Here is a 19,577-nt window from a genome sequence, read left to right on the forward strand (position 1 = left end):
GAACTTCCGGTGTTGGCACAAAGCAGACTTTATGTACCAACCAACTTCATCCACTAGTGTAGTCTGGTCAAACCAGAAAGTACTGCCTTATACGCACGTGCAGTTATTGAACCGGAAACCACGGTGACGGATTACTTCTCAGATTTAAGAAAAGAACACCCTTTGGTGGTGAGCACAATGCTATAGAAGGTACGGAGTGTTAATACATCAACCTGAGCTTTTATCTCAATCAGCCCTTCCAGCTGCAAGGCTTTTAAATTATTAGTCAAATCGGAAACTCGAGTGCAGTGTTCAGCTGAGAACTTCTCTAGCTCTCGTCTTAGGCTATCATCCATTTGAACCCCCTCCATGAGGCTTAAGGTATAACGGCTCGATGAAGCGATAACCAATACCCGGCTCTGTCTCAATATAGGTAGGCCGGGCCGGGTCGTCCCCCAGTTTGCTGCGGATCTGGCGAATGAAAATGCGCAGATAGTGACTGTCTTCCAGATGGGATGGCCCCCAGAATTTTTTCAGCAGGTACTGTTGCGTCAATATCTGACCCGGATGCTGTACCAGCTCCAGCAGCAGGTCATATTCCCGTGGCGAGAAGTGCACCCGCTCACCGGCCAGCACCACCGTCCGCAAGTGGTAATCGATCCGCAGGCGGCCATCATCATAGGTCTTGGGCAGCACATCCTTGCCAGAGGCTGAGCGCAGCACAGCCCTGATCCGGGCCAGCAGTTCCTTGACGCCAAAGGGCTTCTCAACATAATCGTTGGCCCCGCTGTCCAGCGCCTGTACCTTTTCCTTTTCGCTGTTGCGGACCGATAGAACAATAACCGGCACGTCACTGAACCTGCGAAGATCCATCAGTACCTGCTGTCCGTCCACATCTGGCAATCCCAGATCCAGTATCACCAGTTCCGGTTGCTCCAGCGCCAGTTGTTCAAGCCCTCTGCGACCGGACTCCGCCTCGATAATCTGATACCCCTGCGACTCCAAACTGATGGTCAAAAGGCGCCGAATTTGTGGCTCGTCATCAATGATCAGGATACGCGTCATGCGGATAGCTCCTTGTGCGTCAGCTCAAGCGGTAGACGCAACCGAATACAACTGCCACGGTCCGGTGCGCTGGACAGAACATAGGCCTCCCCGCCATGCGCACCCAGTACACTCTGACAGATCGCCAAGCCAAGCCCGGTTCCACCGGTTTGTTGATCCCCTCGGGAAAGGGTAAAAAACATGTCAAAAATGCGCGGCCAGTGTTCAGCCGGAATACCGGGACCCGAATCGGTGATATCAATATTAATGTTGTCTCCGTCCACGGAAACATCGATGCGGATCGGCTCGCCAGACGGCGTAAAACGAACTGCATTTTCCAGCACATTGAAAATAGCCTGTTCAATCAAAGCCCCATGCAGATTGAAAAGTGGCAAGTCTGGCGGGCAGCAGATCTCTACGTGCTGCCCGCTTAGAAGGGGCTGCAAACGTCTCAGCGCCACGCTCAGTATTTCATCCACCCCGACCCAATCACGCTCCAGTTTCAATTCGTCCTGTCCGATCTTGGTCATGTCGAGCAGCTTCTGGATATAGCGATCAAGCCGCCTTGCTTCTGTCAGGGTGTTGTTTAGCAGTTCTTCCTTCTGCTCACGGGACAGGCTTCCTGGTAGGTCAATCAGCGTGCTGACCGAGCCAATCATGGTTGCCAAGGGTGTGCGCAAATCATGCGATATTGACGACAGCAACGCTGATCTGAGCTGCTCACGTTCCTTCTCCAGCGTTTCGCGCTGCAGCCTCTGAGCCAAGTGAATACGACTCCACGCCAGTTTGAACAGCTCAAGCGCTGAGTTGAGATGAAGCTTCAGTTCCGGCACTCGAGCAGCATCAAACAGAAACGCCAGCCCCTGCATGTGCGTATCCTGATCGCGAAGATAAAGACGGTACCCATTTTCCCGCTCTGTCAGCAGCAGTGACTCAGTATGCCCGTCAAACGCCCGCTGCACTTCAGTCTCGGTCAGCACCTTGATATGACAACGAGGGCTGAACCAGTCATCCAGGCGTTTGGTAAATTCTGACACCAGTGCAGACGGGGTCATGCAATCAGACAATGCCTGTGCCAACTCCATCTGATCACGATTCCAGCGGATACTGGCCTCAAGTGCATCCACTTTTTCACGCAACCGTGCCGCCAACTGTCCAGTCAGGAGTGCCACCAGCACCAGTACCAGCGCGGTGATAATATCTTCACGATGCAGAATGAACAGGGTAAAGTGGGGTTCGGTAAAGAAGAAGTTGTAGGTCAGGAATGACAACAGCGCTGACCAGAGCGCAGGACGGGTTGAGGTACCAATAGCCACGATTAACACACTGGCCAGATACAGCAGCGACAGGCTGGCACTGGGCAGCAGGCCCGCCAGGGGCCAACAAAGCAGCGTAGTCAAAAACGGTGCCGCCGATGCCAACAGCCACTGCTGCTGCGTACTGCCAGCCTTGTGTTCGAGCACGATTTAACCCCTCCAGAAAACGGGTGTCAGCAATACCATCACGGTCAGTAACTCAAGCCGCCCCAATATCATGGCAAAGCCCAGAATCCACTTCCCGCTGTCCGGCACCGCTGCAAAGTTGCCGGCCGGTCCGATTATATCACCGAGGCCCGGGCCCACGTTGGTCAATGCTGTCGCTGCCCCCGTAAGGGCCGTAATAAAATCCAGCCCCGTTTCCGCCAACGCGAGCGTCGTCATCGCCAGCACCAGAAAGAACAGGAATGAAAAGGCCACAGCCGATACCATAATATCGTCAGACACGGCCTTGCCGTTGTAGCGGATTGAAAATATACCCCGCGGGTGTACCAGCTTGTTCATCTGATCCCGCAAAAAGAGCCACGACAGCTGGAAGCGGAAAATCTTCATGCCTCCGCTGGTTGAGCCCGAGCAGCCACCGATAAACGTCACAATAAAGAAAAAGACGATACTGAAATAACCCCACTGGGTGTAATCGGACGACGCGTATCCAGTGGTCGTTATCACCGACACGATGTTAAACGCCGCATGGGTCAGAACTTCAAACGGCTCTCGATCAGAGGTGAGGAGTTGCTGCAGTGTCAACAGGCTGATCAAGCCAAATACCACCAGCAGAAATCCCTGTGCCTGCTGATCTCTGAACACATTCAGGTTGCGCTGACTCAAAAAACGGATATAGAGCATGAACGGCATGCCGCCAATCAGCATAAACAGCACCGCAATCCATAAAATGGTATCGCTGAAACGCCCCATGGAACTGTCGTCGGTGGCGTAGCCCCCCGTGGAAACAGTCGTCATGGCATGGTTGATGGCATCAAACAGGGTCATGCCTGCCGCCAGATACGACAGCGCACAGGCCAGGGTAATACCCAGATAGACCAGCAAAAGAGCACGGGCCATCTCATGAAAGCGTGGCAAGGATTTTTCAGACCAGTCGGAAGATTCAGTCTGGAACAGTCGCATGCCACCCACCTGCAGGAATGGCAGAATCGACACTGCCATACCGATCACTCCAAGCCCTCCGACCCACTGCAACATGGAACGCCACAGCAGTATGGAGTGCGGCAGGGCAGCAAGCTCGGACATCACGGTTGAGCCGGTGGTGGTAATGCCTGACACCGCTTCAAACACCGCATCGGTCAACGAAAGCGGGTGGTGGCTGAGCATCAGTGGCAAGGCGCCGTAAAAAGACAGGGACAACCAGCTCAGGCTGGTCAAAAGATACAGCTGTCGTGCCGTAAGCGTGAAGCGGTGGCCAAGGCCTGGCAGCATCAACAGTAACCCTGCCAGTGCAGCGAGACCGGATGACAGGAAGAAGGTACTGTACTCCTCGTCATCAGTCAGCAGTGCAAAAATCGCAGGTGCCAGCAACAGCCCCGCCATGATGAAGGCCAGCATACCGCACACATACAGGACCGGGCGAAAGAGTTTCATCCTGTTACCCCTTCAAAAGTAGCCAAGTCCGACCTGCAGCAGTTTTTCAATCTGCTTAAGGCTCTGCTTGCTAGTCATAAAGAAAATGAGATGGTCTTCACTTTCGATGCGCGTGTCTGCATGGCTCATGATGACCCGGTTGCCACGCACAATGGCACCGATACGTGTATCGGCCGGCAGTTTCAACTCACCCACCTGACGCCCCACGATACGAGAGGTCTTGCGATCACCGTGTACGACCGTTTCCAGTGCTTCTGCCTGTCCCTTGCGCAAGGCATGTACCCGCATCACATCTCCCTTGCGTATATAGGCCAGCAGACTGCCGATGGTAATCTGCTCGGGCGAAATGGCGTGGTCGATAATACTGCCATCCACCAGATCCACATACGCCGGGTTATTGATGATGGTCAGCACCCGACGCGCTCCGGCGCGTTTGGCCAGCATGGAGGACATCACATTGGCTTCATCATCATTGGTGAGGGCACAGAACAGATCCACTTCATCGATCCCCTCCCCGGTCAGAATATCCAGCTCCGACACACTGCCGTTAATCACCACCGCGGCGTCGAGCATATTCGCAATCTCTCGACAACGCTCGGGACGGGTTTCGATCACTTTGACATGAAAGCGAGCTTCAAGCCTTGCCGCTAGTGATGCACCGATATTACCGCCCCCGGCAATCATGATCTGGCGATAGCGTTGCCGGTTGCCTACAAACAGCTGAGTCACGGCTTCAAGATGGGCCGGGGTCGCGATCATGTAGACCTCATCCTCAGCAAGAAACTGAAGGTCGCCATGCAAAGGCACGTGAGAGTCATCCCGATAAAGGGCCACAATGCGCACTTCGACGCCAGGTAGCAGGCTGTCAAGTTCGGCAACGGAATGCCCGCGCAGGCCGGAACCGCCCCCCACGCGAAATACCGCCAGCTTGACCAGCCCATCCATGAAATCATGTACCTGCAGCGCACCGGGCCAGCGGGTCAACTGTTCGATATGCGCGGTCACCAGCTGCTCCGGACTGATCAGCACATCGACGGGTATCGCACCTGCTCTGAATAACCGCTCAGCACAACCGAGATAGCTGCTGCCTCGGATGCGCGCCACCTTACGCGGAATATTGAACAGCGACTGCGCCAGCTGACAGGCCACCATATTGACCTCGTCACTGTTGGTGACGGCCACCAGCATATCGGCGTCCGCACACCCTGCCTGAGCCAGCACCGAAGGAAACGACGCGCGCCCTTCTACCGTGCGAATATCAAGCCGGTCCTGCAGCGTGCGTAAACGGCCGGCATTGGCATCGACTACTGTGATGTCGTTGGACTCACCGGAAAGCTGTTCAGCCAGGGTGGCACCGACCTGACCGGCACCCAATATGACAATTCGCATCGTTTCGCCTGAGGCTCTTGTGTGGATGACAAGCAAATTGTCAGGCAGCGGAGCGTAAAGGTTCGAGAGAGGAAAACGACGGATGCTGTAAAAATTTCGTAAAGATAATTCGGCTGCTTCCGTTATCATCTTCACATGAATTGGCCCAAAGCGGACGTTAGCTATGATGTGCCCTAAATGTGACACTGGCACAATTTACAGGCTCACTTCTTGCGGAAAACCCCACGACAACTGGCTCGTGTTGGTATCTATTGTAACGCTGATAGTATCTTCCGCGGCGATTATTAGAATTGCCGGCAGCCCCTCACTATGCATCAGGTCCTTTAAGTACACGACCTGTTCTTGATCGGCAACACTAGGAGTTGCACTAAAGCCGTTTGGATGAGAGTGCCATTCGCCAATATGCCTTACTATTCGACCAGTTCTCCTTTCGCACTCGGTTAATATGTCTTCAACATTAGCTGTGCCACGACTGAAGCCTGTCTCCGATGCATCGCTATCCTTGGGGGCTGGTAAAGCCAACACCACGGATAGCGTTTTTAATTTTTGATCAACCATTCCGAGCACAACTCCACCGGTTTCATTAGGCAAGCCAGCTACTCTCATTTCTTGGAGTGACTGCTCTATTTGGGCATCCCACTCAACTTTCCAGTCGCCAACCGCTACCGAAACGGTCTGAGCGACTGGAACTGTGTGTGCGCTAACTCCACCACTGGTACTGTCGTATTCCCAAATGCATATCTTAGCTTGCTCTTGGGTTACAGATTTCCTTACCTGACGAGCAAGAATGCCAGCATGAAGGGTGATCAATTCATAAGAGATAGCAACTGAAATATCCCGGCACCCTGCGCCGACTAAATACCGGCTTTGGTTTTCGTTGAGGTGGTTAGCCCCCCACTCTGAGTTCATAATGATGGCACGGTAGTACTGAGCTTCAAGTGACAGGTATCTGATATTTCTCTCACTATCTTCCAACAACATCACCGAGGAAATGCCAGATGGGGTTAGGAAAATACTTGCTACTCGCGGGCTATCATCTAGCACAGAGAGATCACGTGGTACGCTGAGGGTAGTAGTTGCATCAACTACTAGGTCTTTATCTTGAATAAGTGATAGCGTCCATTCTCGATTTGCGCACATTTTCGTTTCATGGGCCGGTGGAGTCTTTTCTGGCTCTACGCTGAGATGTGACGCCGACCGGACACTCAATATCTGGGCCTTTGGAAAGCCTATATCTTGTGCATACGCTATATGGCGCGCTAGATTGTGCGGTTGTATATGATCATCATCGACGAATTCCCACTCCCCCCAACACTCGCGTGCCCAGAGGCTCCCCACAGCGCTGCCAAGCGCCCCTGCGCCAGCTAATACACCTTTAATCAATGCCCCTGCTTCACCTACTCCTGAGTAACCTCGCATATTCTGACGGGATGGCATAAATTTAACTTCTACTGGCACAATACTAATGTCTTCCAGCCGTTCTGGGTCAACATCAGGCAACGCCAATGGGTTTCTATACCATTCATCACTCTCTGGTAGATTACAAAGTGTATTTAGAGTTTCTCCAAAATGGCCAAAGTGGGTTGAGGTGACAAATCCATGCATTTGCGTCTTTTCGACTTGACCATCCCGTGCAAGTTGTACACAAACAAGCAATAGAACCATTTGCTCAGTTCCAGAGGGAATTCGTAGGCCTGTCGATGAAACGAAATCATTAATGGATTCCCGAAGAGGCCCGATCAACTCAGCACCTCTAGCTTCAACCTTGCTGACTAAATCGGCCAAAGTACGAGGGGTAGTTTCAATTATTCCATGTTCAATTGGCTGAAGGACAATTGGTAGAGTTATAACTAGCGGAAGTTCCTGATTATTTGCCTCTGCTGCACTGATGTAATGTGCAATGTAGGTTTTTCGGTTTCTAGACTGCCCCCCCGATGTAAAAACAAGACTCAGTTCATTATCCTGAATCTTGTCCATGTAATCCTCGGGTAACACAAAGGACTCATTGCAATTGAAAAAGAGTTGCTCAAGTGGTTGATCAACTCTATGCAGTGTTCCTTGAGCTGTTTCTCGTAACCACCAAAACATCTTTTGTAAGAGATCCTGCGGTGTCCAAGTACGCTCCACCGCCGCCCATTCTTCAGCATACAAACAAAGAGACGCTGGCTCTCCCGGATAGACCAAGTTTTGATGCATTGTCCGCGGAAAATCAGACCTTAACGCCCTGACTTCCCATGGAATGAGCCTATTTGGGTTATACCCGATTGCCAGACGCTCTACCCGCCGAATTCCAGCCTTATTGACACTGTCAAAGGTCCCATCAGCAGCATTGATAATAATCGCATGATGATTTTCCTCGATAACGCGTACTTCAATCAGATCGCAGTGAGGGTCCTCTTCGCATGCCTCAAGCATGCTTAAAAACGCACCTGGTAATGATTTCAGTTGCGATTGATCTATAACCTCTCCCCAAAATAAAAAATTAGAGGGCATAGCCCGCCCTCGGCGGTGTTGCTGAAGTAACAACTGTAGTGGTAGCTACAACTTTAAATCCAGATTGTGTTGTTTCAAAAACCATAGGTTTTGGGCTTTTGGTGTTCGGCACTTCTCCCGTGCACTTAAATATGCCACTCGAGCCTAAAATATCCTGGTATTCACGTTTCGCACGGGTACAAGGCGGATCACTATCGTTTGCTTTTACTGGCTTACTACTGGATACAATAAAGGCATCAGAATTGGCTTGAGCTAAGGCCGACCGTGCATTCTCAGAAACCTCTGCATCCTCCCCACAGTCTGACCAGCTGTCATGAGATAATGATCGCCACGAACAGTGATGTGGAGCCTGAAGTAGATCATATTGAAGCTGGTCATCTGAGTAATTATCCCGTATACGTTCCCAGATAGAGACGCCTGCATCACCACCTGTCAGGAATCGGCTTCTCTGTGTTGTATTTTCCTGAGAAGCGGCCATATCAAAGTTTATGATGACACTGGAGTCATTCCTTGAAAGCTCTTCTTCCTTCTCATCATCTTGTGGTGCCATTGGTGCCAACAAGTGACTGGTTAGAAAATCACTGCTCTGACCATTAATACCGTTGAAGGATTCACCCTCTTTGATAAGTATTGGGCCAAGACTATCGGTTTTGCCATCCTGGTCCTCACCTAAAATCAGAATCCGATCACCATCGAGAGCAGAACAGCCATTCTCCTGGTTCACTCTGACGCGCCTCCTGGCTTCTGCTTTAAAGACCTTTGCATCACTGCAAAGTGGCTCTTTCCTATTTGCCCGCCGAAAAACCATTGGTGAAGACCATATCTGGCGAATAATAATACGTTTTTCAGCTTGCTCCTTATCGTCATCGGCATAGTCAGATAAAGGCCCTACCCAAAAGTGCCTTTCAAATCCGGAGCAATGGTCTTTGTCAGGGTGACTCAAAAGCATTACATCAACATATGGGCGGCCATCACCGTCGACTTTCAGTCGCTCTCGAAGAGCTTTGGCAACATCGGGAGTGGAATCACTCTTATTGTCAGCAGCAACCCGGATATTACAGTCAATCAGGATGGTCGATCTTAACGGGTTACAGATCTGAATTAGTGTCATGTCGCCGTTGTCTACGGGAAAGAAGGTGATCTTTGAGGACATAAGGTTACTTCCTTGTATTTAGAGGGCTGCAGCGACAGCATTGACGACAAAACGGTTACCCATGTTACGAGCAGCAATCAGCACGATCAGAGAACATCCAGCAAGTGCTCCGTATACGAGTGGTTTGATTTCTCCTAGTAGAGAAGTGTTCCCCAAAGCGTCCCATAGGCCAATCAATAAAGTGATAGAAATTAGCCCTGACAATGTATCTCGGTAGAGCAGAAACCACCGATGAGATTGAAGTACAGAATCTACATCCTGCACAGGTTTATATATGTTTCTGTACCACATCGCATTACGCGCATCGGGCGGTGCGTCATCACTGAAGATCTCAGGCCATCTAGCAACTAAGTCGCTATAAACCAAACGAGAATCTTTGCGGCATAACCGATCGACCCTTGAACCAGGCATTTCATCCACCAAGCGTGTAAAGACAACCTTGTGTTTGGCGCTAGCGGGCAGAAGGTTAGTCAGAACCAAGGCGCAAGCAGCTATAACAGGGCTAAGAGTCCCAGTAATAAGCAGATCAGTCCACATCGTTAGAGTGTCCAATCCGGATTGGATCAAACCGCATACTATAATCACGGCCGATAGCAGCAAGAATATGCTTTTTTTATTGTCTTGTTTCAAATCAGTCGCCATAAGCTCCTCGCTGAAACATCACGCAGCCGTGCTAGCTTACGTGCTTTTGGATGGGGGCTAGCCGCCAAGCGGCAATGAAATAATCCAGAGCATAGGCCTGTAACTTCGATACCTGATCCTCAAGCATAAAGATCATATTGGGGTGATGGCACAAATTTACAACAGCAAAACATGCTTTTCTGTAAGGTTAATCAAAAATTGCCCCTGAGCTGCCCCAAACACAATCTAACGTCCGCTTTGTGCGCTAAGCAGCCGCTGAGTACATTGGCCTGTGAAACGGCTGATCGCTACTTGCCCCTCTCTCACCAGGATCATCCATTCAAACAAGGCTCAATCCAGCTCATGGCACGAGCAACATACGCTTCTTTCTCACCCACCGGAGCGACGTAGTGCAGAGCCTGTTCAGCCGCCTCGATACCATCCAAACGTGCGATCACCCAGGCCGCAAGGTATTGAGAGGCCATACAGCCGCCTGCGCTGGCTACGTTCTTATCGGCATAGATGGGTTGATCCAACACGTCTATCCCTTTATCCAACAACCAAGGCCTGGTCGTCAGGTCGCTGCATACCGGAGAAGATTCAAGCAGCCCCAATTGCGCCAGCAGCAATGAGCCTGAGCACTGGGCTCCCAGTAACTGGCGATTGGGGTCAACGGTTAGCTGCGACATGATAGATACGTCTTGAATGACCTCGCGGGTTTTGATTCCACTGCCGATCAGGATCGCGTCTGTTTGGCAGGCTTCCTGCAACGAGAGATGGGACTCTATAGCCACGCCATTCATCGACGTTACCTGCTTTGTGGGCGAAGCGATTGAAATGCGCCAGCCTTTGTCTTTCATACGATTGAGAATACCCAGGGCAATAAACGAGTCGAGTTCGTTAAAGCCTTCAAAGGTCAGAATTGAAACATGCATGTAGCTCAGCCTCTGTATCGGTTGTGAGGAGCTCAGCCTAAGGCCTAAAATCATGACAATAAAATTATTGTCATGGATACAATCCTCATGCCCCGTGTCCGTTACAAAAGCCTTGTTGATCGCTTTGCAGAGGAGATACGCTCCGGGGCCTTAGCACCCGGCACCCGGTTACCAACCCATCGTAAACTTTCTCAGCAATACGGTTTGGCGCTGGTCACCGCTTCAAGAGTTTATGCCGAGCTGGAGGCCATGGGACTGGTCAGTGGCGAAAAAGGACGCGGTACCTTTGTCAGAGAAACCAGCGTTCCAAGGGGCCATGGTATAGATCAAGCCCCTAACCCGGCAGGCACTCAGGATTTGAACTTCAACTCGCCTGCCCTGCCGGGCCAAGCCGACATACTAAGGGAAGGATTGCGTAACCTGGCAGCATCCGGTGATTTTGAAGCCTTATTGCATTATCAACCACACGCAGGGCGCCATCATGAGCGTGCGCTGGTAGCACAGTATCTGGAGTCGAGAGGGCTAAGCCCAGAAGCCGAACAGGTTGTCATTACATGCGGGGCTCAACAAGGATTAGCCACCAGCATCCTGGCACTGCTGAACCCCGGTGATGCAGTTCTGGCCGACGCGCTGATATATCCGGGCTTCAAGGCTGTCGCCGAGATGCACAAGCTGGAAATTCTTCCGGTTTCGCTGACAGAGTCGGGTCCCAATCTGGATGAAATGGAAGCTCTGTGTCAGCAGCGCAAGGTCCGAGCACTCTATGCCATGCCAACGCTGCATAACCCTTTGGGCTGGGTGCTGAGTCTTGAGCAGCGTCGCCGACTGGTGGATATTGCACGGAAGCATGAACTCATCATCATTGAAGATGCGGCCTATGCCTTTCATGCAGCAGAGCCACCGCCGCCTTTGGCTGCAATCGCGCCAGAGCGCACCCTGTATGTTTCTGGATTTTCAAAGAATATAGCGACAGGCTTGAGGGTTGGCTACATCCTGTCTCCAAAGCACTGGATTCCCAAGCTTGAACGTATTATCCGTGCAACAACCTGGAATACCCCTGCATTGATGACGGCACTTGTGTGCCGCTGGATTGAAGACGGAACCCTTGCCGAGCTGGAACAGGCCAAGCGACAAGACGCCTTCGCCAGGCAAACCCTTGCAAGAAGCATCTTTCATGATTGGCACTGCATCAGCCATGAAGCCTCGTCCTTCCTTTGGCTTCAGTTGCCTGAAGACGTGCGAGCAGAACAAGTCGTTTCCGCCTTGCTGAGCCGTCAGGTCGCCGTTGCGACCGCAGAGCCCTTTGCCACGACTACGCATCTTCCCAATGCCATTCGTATGGCGTTAGGCTCCATCGATTTTGAGCAACTCGACCCAACCCTTAAAACCGTAAGACAGGTCATCGATGACCTATCCGTGGGTGTTGTATAGGCTCACAAGCCCCGCTGAAGAACAGAGGAAGCCTTAAACGGAGGAGCTTTTCCTGTTCAGCAAACCGAACAATACCGGCAGTGCAAAGCACATGATCAACACCCGTAATAGCTGGTGTGTTGCGACAAACAGCGGGTCCACATCTGTGCTGAACGCAATGGCGATCATGACCTCCAGCCCGCCCGGCATATACGCTAAAACAGCCTGTAGCAGTGGCACATCAAAGCCGAAATGAAGCAACGCGGAAAAAGCTCCGCAAATCAGCAGCGATAGGGCCAGACCACCGGTCGCCCCCTTAAGGGTTTTCTTCAATAACGCCAGATCCAGCTTGGTCATACGTACCGCAATAGCGGTTCCCAATATGACCAGCACTACTCGGAACCAGTCCGGCGGGATGCTCAGTGCAAAGCCAAATCCCAGTTTCATCACCAGTGCAGCCAGCATACCGCCCACCAGCATACCGGCGGGTACTTTCAGCCGGCTTGCGCCCCAGCCGGCCATCGCGGCCAACAGGAACACGATGAGCAGGTCCAGGTAAGCGACGTCTGCCGTCATATCCGTTTCGGGGCGGTCCACAATGGGGAATAGCAGCGGCAAGGCCGAGACCAGGAAAAACAGGCGGACGCTGTGCACCAGCGCAATACGCTTGGGGTCCAGCCCGGCTTCGGAGGCGAAAATCAGCACCACGGCCAGGTTGCCGGGTACCGAGCAGAGCAAGGCATCGCTGCGACTCCAGCCACAGCGGTGGTGATAGAACAGGTATAACAGCCCCAACAACAGCGCCAGCATCGCACAGAGCAGCAATACCGCCGGGCGCCATTCAACCAGGTGATCAAAGAAATCGGGCTCGATACTGGAGGCGATGGAGACGCCCATAAACAGCGCTATCAGGGAGGTGGTTTTGCCCGGCATGTGCACGGGCAGGCGCAGCCCATGTGTGGCAAGCACACTCAGCATGGCGCCCAGCAGCCAGGGTGAAGGCAAGCCGATCATGCTGGCCAGTACCCCACCAGCAGCACCAACGGCTAACGTCCAGGGGATGGTTTTCAACATGGGATCAGTGCGCAGAGCCCGGTCGCAGTGTCAGCCAGCGCCCGACTTTGCGGCAATAGGCCGGATAAGTATCCGGGAACAGCTGTGCGAGGTGGCGCTCTTCAGAACGTATCTGTCGATGCAAAAACACCTGACCAATACACAGGCACAGCAATGAAAACAGCGATGGCAGGGCAAGAAAGAAGCCCAGCTGGGCCAGCGACACGCCCAGGAACATGGGATTGCGGGAATACTTGTAAAAACCGCCGGTCATGAGTGTGGCTGGGCCACCCGGATCGATACCGGAGCGCCAGCTCATATGCATGCTGAAGTGAACAACGAGCACATAGGCAAAACTCAGACTGAGCAGCACCACACCCGTGCCGATAACCACGGCAGACTGCAGGCCCGGCAACATCACCAAGGCCGTATCAAGGCCTGGAAACGGCACACGAAAGACGCAGACACCCCAAATCAGCACCCGAAACACGCGAAACGCCAGATGATTCCACCAGGTGTCGCTGCAGACGTTACCGGGGAACACAAAGTTGCGCTGTTCACGTTGCTTCAGGAACAGAATGCGGGCGGTATAAAACGCCGCCACGAAGGTGAAAAACAGTGCCAAATACACCCGCGTACACTCCAGGGCCTGGCTATCTGCATCGATCAAAGACATAGGAGTCCTGGTTAAGGGCCAGGCAGCAGGTGCTGAATGGCTCGAAAAAAGACCTGTTTTCGTCAAGCGAACAACTGATTAACCTGTTAATTATGCAGGCTTTTAGCAGATTTCACCATGACAAAACCGCCAGACAGATGTTTAGAGGGCTGATGCCCTGCACCCCGTTGCGCATAATTGTGTAATCGGTATTATCGTTCGTTCGAATAACGATAGAGCAATTGTGTACAAGCCGATACCGCTTTACAGCGTTTAAGCTTCCGCATCACTCACCCATGGAGACCAGCATGGCCAGCCCCCGCCCAGAGCTGCATCAGTTCGACCGCCAACTTGTCTGGGACGGTTTCAAGCAACTGGTGCCCATCTCCCTGTTTGTTGTCGCCTTTGGTATCGCCTTCGGACTGGCGGCCACCCAAACCGGACTGAGCGAACCCCTTACGGTAGCCATGAGCACGCTGGTGTTTGCCGGTGCATCCCAGTTTGCCGCCCTCGAACTCTGGGGCGCTCAGGTTCCGCTGTTAACGGTATTGCTGACGGTATTTGCCATCAATGCCCGCCACCTGCTGATGGGGGCTACCCTTTATCCCTGGCTGCAGCACCTTTCGACGGGTAAGCGATACGCCGTGATGATGGTCGCATCCGATGCCAATTGGGCCATGTCCATGCAGGCGTTCAGCCGTGGCAAACCGGGCCTGGGTTTGTTGTTTGGCGGCGGCCTGGCGCTCTGGTCGTTCTGGATACTGGGCACCTGGCTGGGTATCTACTTCGGCAGCGCCATTCAAGACCCGAAAAGCCTGGGCCTGGATATGGTGATGGGTTGTTTCCTGCTGGCCATGGTAGTGGGCGGCGAAAAGAACCTGCGCATGCTGGTGATCTGGGCTGTTGCCGCAGGCTCATCCCTGTTTGCTTACTGGTACCTGCCAGAGAACAGCCACGTTATTGTGGGTGCGCTGGCCGGCGGCATTCTGGGCGCATTCTGGATGGAGTCTGGCGATGAGCATTGAAACAGCAGGACTGGGCTCCGTTGCCATCGTGATTGCGATGGCACTGGTAACCATGGCAACACGCTGGGGCGGTGTGTTCGTGATGTCATACGTGCCGATCAGCTATCGAGTAAAGCAATTCATCAATGCCATGTCCGGCTCGGTGCTGGTCGCATTGATCACGCCCATGGCCGTGGCGGGCGATAACGGTGCCCGCTTGGCGCTGCTGACCTCGGCAATCATGATGCTGGTGGTGAAGAAACCCTTGCCGGCGATTGCCGCCGGCGTGCTGGCTGCCGCTTTATTCCGGCAGCTCTAGCACAACGAAGGCTCAGGAATAATCATCGTCCGGGTTGGCGAGCTTCACCTGCAGCGGCTCAGGCTTTTCACCTGACGGCATGCCGATCATCTCGTTGTAGGGGCTTTCGTGCACCAGCACCGTGTTCTGAATACCCAGGCCCTTGAAGGGCAGCTTGGCATCCAGCTGGCTGTGAAAACGCAGGATATCGCCCTTGTCATCGCAGACATTGAGCAGTTCTGTGCCCTGCTTCATCTGCACCTGAACCAGATACATGCTGCTTTCGAAGGCCCGTAGAAACAGCTTCTCGATCAGGCCGTACTGCTTTTTGACATCACTCAACAGGATTTTCATGTCGTATCCATCCATCGCTTCCTGATTGCATTAATGGATATACGCACGCCCACCCTGCCCGGTTTAATTTTCGCCGGATTTGAGTTAAAAACAGCTTCCTGCTGAATGGAGATACAGGATGAAGTTTCTCATTATCGGAGCCGGTGGCATCGGCTGTTACTACGGCGCCCAGCTGATTGAAGCCGGCCATCAGGTGACCTTTGTCGCTCGCGGTGCTCACCTGGAAGCGATGCAATCCAAAGGGCTGAAGGTCGAGCACGAAGCCCTCGAATTTAACGCTGCTGTCGACGCTCGCGCCATGCAAGCGGTGATGTCCGAACACGCCTGCAGTGAGTATGACCTGATCATGCTGGCGCTGAAATCCGGCGCAACCCGTGACTGGCTGGAAACGGCTGCGCCCTGGCTCAAAGAAGCCGAGACGCCTGTACTCTCATTGCAGAACGGTGTCGATAATGAACCTCTGATCGCTGACACCCTCGGCACCAGCCGCACTCTGGGCGGGCTGGCCGTTCGCATTGGCGGCCATATCATTGCCCCTGGCCATATTGAAGCCAAAGGCCCGGCGCAGGTGGTTATGGGGCGCTGGCCCAATGAAACCGAGACGGACCCGGCTCTGGAACAACTGGCCAAGGTGCTGAATGACGCCCAGATACCGACCCGCCTGACGGACAATATCCGTTATGAATTATGGAAGAAGCTGCTGATCAACAATGGCGTGAACCCGCTCAGCGCCCTCACCGGCCTGGATACCCGCAGCCTTACTGCCGACCCGACACTGGGCCAAACCGTCTATGCAATGATGCAGGAAACAGCTCTCGCCGCCCGTGCCGATGAGGTGGAGCTGACCCAGGCCGACGTGGACGAGATGTTTGCACTTATCAGTAACTTTGATGCCATCAAGACATCCATGCTGGTTGATCGTGAGAAAGGCCGCCCACTGGAGCTGGACGACATCAGCGGCGCGGTGATTCGTCGCTGCAAGGCATTGGGGGAAACAGCTCCCAACAGCGAATTGGTCCAGCGCCTGCTGCAGCTGGATATCAAACCCGAGCAGTGGCGTCTTTTGGGCTCTGAATAGGGCCCAAAGGACTTGATTGACCGTTCAGTAGCGTACTACTTGGTAACCTGCCCACCGCGCAGCTCAACAACCTCAATGGGCTGGGTGCAAGCTGATGCGGCATCCGACTTTACCTGGCAACTCCCTTTCTTGTTACTGCAAGAAGAGCAGGCCCCCTTGTTGCGCCAGAGTTTGCGGTACAGGTAGTAAACGGCCACGGCCACAACGACCAGTACCACGCCCACATCCACCATGGAAAAGGGCTGGTCTGCGCTCACGACCATGCCGGTATCAACGCTCAGCTGTTCTGTATTGGACTCATTCATCCTTTTAACTCCCTTGCCGCCAACGCCGGATCAAAGCCCGCCTGTTTCTCCCCGTCCCTGATGCCGATCAACAGCAACAATGCCAGTGCACCGATATACACGGTGCTCATTGCCTGGATGCCTGTGGCGCCCACTGCCGTGCCGATACTGAACACCAGGCTGGATACGCCAAGCCCCAGGAATGTCGGGAATACGATGGAGAACAGCATCCATTTGTAGGAGCCTGTCTGTACCTTCACCATCACCGTGGTAGCCAGGCATGGCGGGTAGAGTGCAAAAAACAGAATCATGGACACCGCCAGCAGCGAGGTGGCACCTCCTGCCATGGTTTCTGCGCCCATGCGTGTTTCCAGGGTGGCATTCTGGTCATCATCCTGCTGAAACAGCACACCCAGTGTGGCCACACTGCTTTCACGTGCGGCGAAAGAGGACAGCAAGGCCACATTGATCTTCCAGTCAAACCCGGCGAACTGGGTGACCGGCTCAAGGCTGCGCCCTATTCCACCCAGCAGCGAATTGGTGATGCGTTCCTCTTTCATTTCACGACGCAATGACTTGCTGGCCAATGCCAGTTTCTTCAGCGCTCGACCAGCATTGCGCGCGTCACGGTCACCCTTGGGTGCACGCACAAAAGGATAAAAATCCGCGTTGCGCTGCTGGAAATCCACATTCACCGCACTGGAGGCCTCGGCTCCGGTCGCATTCAACTTGGCTCGTTTGAAGTCATTGAAATAGTTCAACAGAGGAACAAGGTTCTCGCTGCGGGCAACCGATGCATAAGGGTTGCCGGCAATATCTTGCTGGAAGGCTTTCACCGCCTCCTGACCACCGGCCTCATAGTAGGCCTTGCGCTCATCCGGCAGCCCCGGGAACTGCAGCAGGGTAAACACCACCACGGCAACGGCCACAACAATGGACCCCACCTTCTTGATGTACACCCAGGTACGCTCGAACGAACGCTGGGCCACGCCGGTTACCGTGGGCATATGATATGCCGGCAGTTCCATGACAAAAGGAGCGGTCTCCTGTTTGCGCAGGATGGTTTTGGTGAGAAGTTTGGACACCAGCAGCGCAAAAATGATGGTCATGGTGGCGATGTAGAGCATCATCAAGGATTTGTGCTCAACAAAGAAAATTCCCAGCAACAGGGTATACAGCGGCACCTTGGCCAGGCAGTTCATGAACGGCACCGTCAGAATCGTGGCCATGCGGGCACGGTTATCCGGTATCCCCTTGGTCGCCATAACACCGGGAACGGCGCAACCACCGGCAAACACGCCGCCCAGTATCAGCGGCAGGGTGCTCTGACCGTGCATGCCGAAGCGATGCAGGATTTTGTCGAGAATGAATGCAATCCTGGCCATATAGCCGGAATCTTCAAGAATGGCGATCAGGGCAAACAGAATGATAAAGATCGGCACATAGTTAAGTAGCGTGTTGGCCGAATCCACCAGCCAAAGGCCGAGCGAGCGGGTGTAAGGGTCAACCAGAAACCCTGCCTCGGGCAGTAGCCCGGCAACCACCTCGCGAAAGCCCGCCAAAAATGGCCAGGTATAGGCCGTGAGCTCGTACCCCCAGACAATGGCGATCTGGTAGATAAGAAATACGGTGGCAATAAGAAACAGCGGTGCGCCCCAGCGGTTCAATACGACCCTGTCGATGCGATCCGTCAGTGTCGGGCGCTCGGAGTCATGGCCACTGATAACACCTTGCAGCAGCGAGCGCACCTTGCGTTCACGACAGGCCACCACATGGTCGGTTACATCCAGCTGCTGCGCTGCTTGAAATGCCCGGGCACGTTGTCGCGCCTGGGCAATCAGCGCCTCAGCCTGCTCGGCCCCAAGCTTTTGCTGCACCAGTACCTCTGCAGCACTGTCCTGTTCCAGCAATTTCAACGCCAGCCAACGAGCAGGTATCTGTTTGAGGGCTTCCAACGGCTCTAGTACCGACGCAAGCGCATCCAGATCCGCTTCCAGCTCGGCATAATCCAGCAGCCTGTGCGGCAGCTTGCCCCCTACAGAGCCCCGTATTGCCCGGCGCAACTCAGCCTTGCCCTCTCCTTTGCGCCCCACAGTCGCCACGGCGGGAAAACCAAGACGCAGACCGAGCTGCTCAACATCAATGTTCAGGCCCCGCCCTCTGGCGATATCCATCATATTGACCGCCAGCACCGTGGACAGCTCCATCTCCATGAGCTGAAGCGTGAGATGCAATGATCGACGCAGGTTGGAAGCATCCACCACGTTGACGACCACATCCGGTTTATCCGTCAGCAGGTAATCACGCGCCACACGCTCTTCCAATGAAAACGACGTGAGGCTATAGGTGCCTGGCAGGTCGATGGTCTCCACACTGCCCTGTTCATCCCGGTAGGCGCCGTATTTTTTATCGACAGTCACCCCGGGGTAATTGGCCACATGCTGACGTGCACCGGTCAGCATATTGAACAGCGTGGACTTGCCGGCATTCTGCTGTCCGGCCAGTGCAACCGAGATATTGGCTTTACTCATCATGATGGACCTCGATCGTACCGGCTTCTTTTCTGCGCAATGAGATGCTGCTGGCTTCCACCTTGAGTTCAACCGGATCATTGAGCGGGGCACTGCGCACCAGAGTTACCTCGACGCCAGGCATCAGCCCCAGGTCAAGCAGGCGCTGCCTTACGCCTCCCTCAGAACGATGCCGGCGAATACAGGCACGCTGGCCCGGTTTGAGATCATTAAGCGTGCGAAAGAGCTGTTCCATAGGGCTGCCTTCTGAGAGGTGTTCCGTAGAGGTCTACTAGATGAGATTGATACGCAAATAATAGTGATGCTATATTGTTTAATCAAGGATATAACGATATTCATTCTCATATTTATCACATAGCTTTCAATACCCTGCGACAACCGATC

General features: G+C 53.5%; 18 protein-coding genes. 4 read left to right on the forward strand and 14 right to left on the reverse strand.

The window, feature by feature from the left end; genetic code table 11:
* Window positions 1-327: 327 nt before the first annotated feature.
* The 8 genes from O3C79_RS13595 to O3C79_RS13630 all read right to left on the reverse strand — a co-directional run bounded on the left by O3C79_RS13595 (window position 328) and on the right by O3C79_RS13630 (window position 10,526).
* The gene (locus O3C79_RS13595) at window positions 328-1,044 is read right to left on the reverse strand and encodes a response regulator (protein WP_494383532.1); all 717 of its coding nucleotides are present in this window, start codon (window positions 1,042-1,044) and stop codon (window positions 328-330) included.
* A complete protein-coding gene (locus O3C79_RS13600) occupies window positions 1,041-2,486 on the reverse strand; it encodes a sensor histidine kinase (RefSeq protein WP_494383533.1) in 1,446 nt (481 codons plus the stop codon). Before O3C79_RS13600 ends, O3C79_RS13595 begins: the two co-directional genes overlap by 4 nt.
* A gap of 3 nt (window positions 2,487-2,489) precedes the next feature.
* On the reverse strand, window positions 2,490-3,935 hold the full coding sequence (locus O3C79_RS13605; protein ID WP_494383534.1) for a TrkH family potassium uptake protein: 1,446 nt from the start codon (window positions 3,933-3,935) through the stop codon (window positions 2,490-2,492).
* A 12-nt stretch (window positions 3,936-3,947) separates the two neighbouring features.
* Window positions 3,948-5,324 carry a Trk system potassium transporter TrkA gene (trkA, locus tag O3C79_RS13610; RefSeq protein WP_494383535.1) on the reverse strand — a complete coding sequence of 459 codons (1,377 nt, stop codon included), beginning with the start codon at window positions 5,322-5,324 and terminating at the stop codon, window positions 3,948-3,950.
* Between the two features lie 195 nt (window positions 5,325-5,519).
* Entirely contained in the window at window positions 5,520-7,817 is a 2,298-nt protein-coding gene (cap2-3, locus tag O3C79_RS13615) for an anti-phage 6A-MBL system cap2_3 protein (RefSeq protein ID WP_494383536.1), read from the reverse strand.
* A complete protein-coding gene (mblB, locus tag O3C79_RS13620) occupies window positions 7,807-8,970 on the reverse strand; it encodes an anti-phage 6A-MBL system MBL-fold protein (RefSeq protein ID WP_494383537.1) in 1,164 nt (387 codons plus the stop codon). Before mblB ends, cap2-3 begins: the two co-directional genes overlap by 11 nt.
* 18 nt (window positions 8,971-8,988) lie before the next feature.
* Complete coding sequence (locus O3C79_RS13625; protein WP_494383538.1) at window positions 8,989-9,612, reverse strand: hypothetical protein; 624 nt, start codon at window positions 9,610-9,612, stop codon at window positions 8,989-8,991.
* A 311-nt stretch (window positions 9,613-9,923) separates the two neighbouring features.
* The gene (locus O3C79_RS13630; RefSeq protein WP_494383539.1) at window positions 9,924-10,526 is read right to left on the reverse strand and encodes a DJ-1/PfpI family protein; all 603 of its coding nucleotides are present in this window, start codon (window positions 10,524-10,526) and stop codon (window positions 9,924-9,926) included.
* Between the two features lie 72 nt (window positions 10,527-10,598).
* On the opposite strand from O3C79_RS13630, the gene O3C79_RS13635 reads away from it, so the two are divergent.
* Complete coding sequence (locus tag O3C79_RS13635; RefSeq protein ID WP_494383540.1) at window positions 10,599-11,957, forward strand: aminotransferase-like domain-containing protein; 1,359 nt, start codon at window positions 10,599-10,601, stop codon at window positions 11,955-11,957.
* Between the two features lie 33 nt (window positions 11,958-11,990).
* Here the strand turns inward: O3C79_RS13635 and O3C79_RS13640 are convergent, their stop codons facing one another.
* Complete coding sequence (locus O3C79_RS13640; RefSeq protein WP_494383541.1) at window positions 11,991-13,010, reverse strand: AbrB family transcriptional regulator; 1,020 nt, start codon at window positions 13,008-13,010, stop codon at window positions 11,991-11,993.
* Window positions 13,011-13,014: 4 nt separating this feature from the next.
* Window positions 13,015-13,665, reverse strand: a complete 651-nt coding sequence (locus O3C79_RS13645; RefSeq protein ID WP_494383542.1) for a methyltransferase family protein — start codon at window positions 13,663-13,665, stop codon at window positions 13,015-13,017.
* A 287-nt stretch (window positions 13,666-13,952) separates the two neighbouring features.
* On the opposite strand from O3C79_RS13645, the gene O3C79_RS13650 reads away from it, so the two are divergent.
* On the forward strand, window positions 13,953-14,669 hold the full coding sequence (locus O3C79_RS13650; protein WP_494383543.1) for an AzlC family ABC transporter permease: 717 nt from the start codon (window positions 13,953-13,955) through the stop codon (window positions 14,667-14,669).
* Complete coding sequence (locus O3C79_RS13655; RefSeq protein ID WP_494383544.1) at window positions 14,659-14,967, forward strand: AzlD family protein; 309 nt, start codon at window positions 14,659-14,661, stop codon at window positions 14,965-14,967. The genes O3C79_RS13650 and O3C79_RS13655 overlap by 11 nt, the downstream gene beginning before the upstream one ends.
* 12 nt (window positions 14,968-14,979) lie before the next feature.
* On the opposite strand, the gene O3C79_RS13660 is transcribed toward O3C79_RS13655, so the two are convergent.
* Window positions 14,980-15,300: a DUF6482 family protein gene (locus tag O3C79_RS13660; RefSeq protein ID WP_494383545.1), complete on the reverse strand. Its 321-nt coding sequence runs from the start codon at window positions 15,298-15,300 to the stop codon at window positions 14,980-14,982.
* 118 nt (window positions 15,301-15,418) lie between these two features.
* On the opposite strand from O3C79_RS13660, the gene O3C79_RS13665 reads away from it, so the two are divergent.
* A complete protein-coding gene (locus tag O3C79_RS13665; protein WP_494383546.1) occupies window positions 15,419-16,378 on the forward strand; it encodes a ketopantoate reductase family protein in 960 nt (319 codons plus the stop codon).
* A 35-nt stretch (window positions 16,379-16,413) separates the two neighbouring features.
* Here the strand turns inward: O3C79_RS13665 and O3C79_RS13670 are convergent, their stop codons facing one another.
* From O3C79_RS13670 to O3C79_RS13680, 3 genes are read right to left on the reverse strand one after another with little or no spacing between them, the layout of a single operon-like run.
* Window positions 16,414-16,683 (reverse strand): FeoB-associated Cys-rich membrane protein, encoded by a 270-nt coding sequence (locus O3C79_RS13670; protein WP_417533114.1) that lies wholly within the window; start codon window positions 16,681-16,683, stop codon window positions 16,414-16,416.
* Window positions 16,680-19,193: a ferrous iron transport protein B gene (feoB, locus tag O3C79_RS13675; RefSeq protein ID WP_494383547.1), complete on the reverse strand. Its 2,514-nt coding sequence runs from the start codon at window positions 19,191-19,193 to the stop codon at window positions 16,680-16,682. Before feoB ends, O3C79_RS13670 begins: the two co-directional genes overlap by 4 nt.
* On the reverse strand, window positions 19,186-19,428 hold the full coding sequence (locus O3C79_RS13680) for a FeoA family protein (protein ID WP_494383548.1): 243 nt from the start codon (window positions 19,426-19,428) through the stop codon (window positions 19,186-19,188). Before O3C79_RS13680 ends, feoB begins: the two co-directional genes overlap by 8 nt.
* Between the last annotated feature and the right edge of the window lie 149 nt (window positions 19,429-19,577).

This window comes from Marinobacterium sp. NO-S09, from assembly GCF_059179545.1.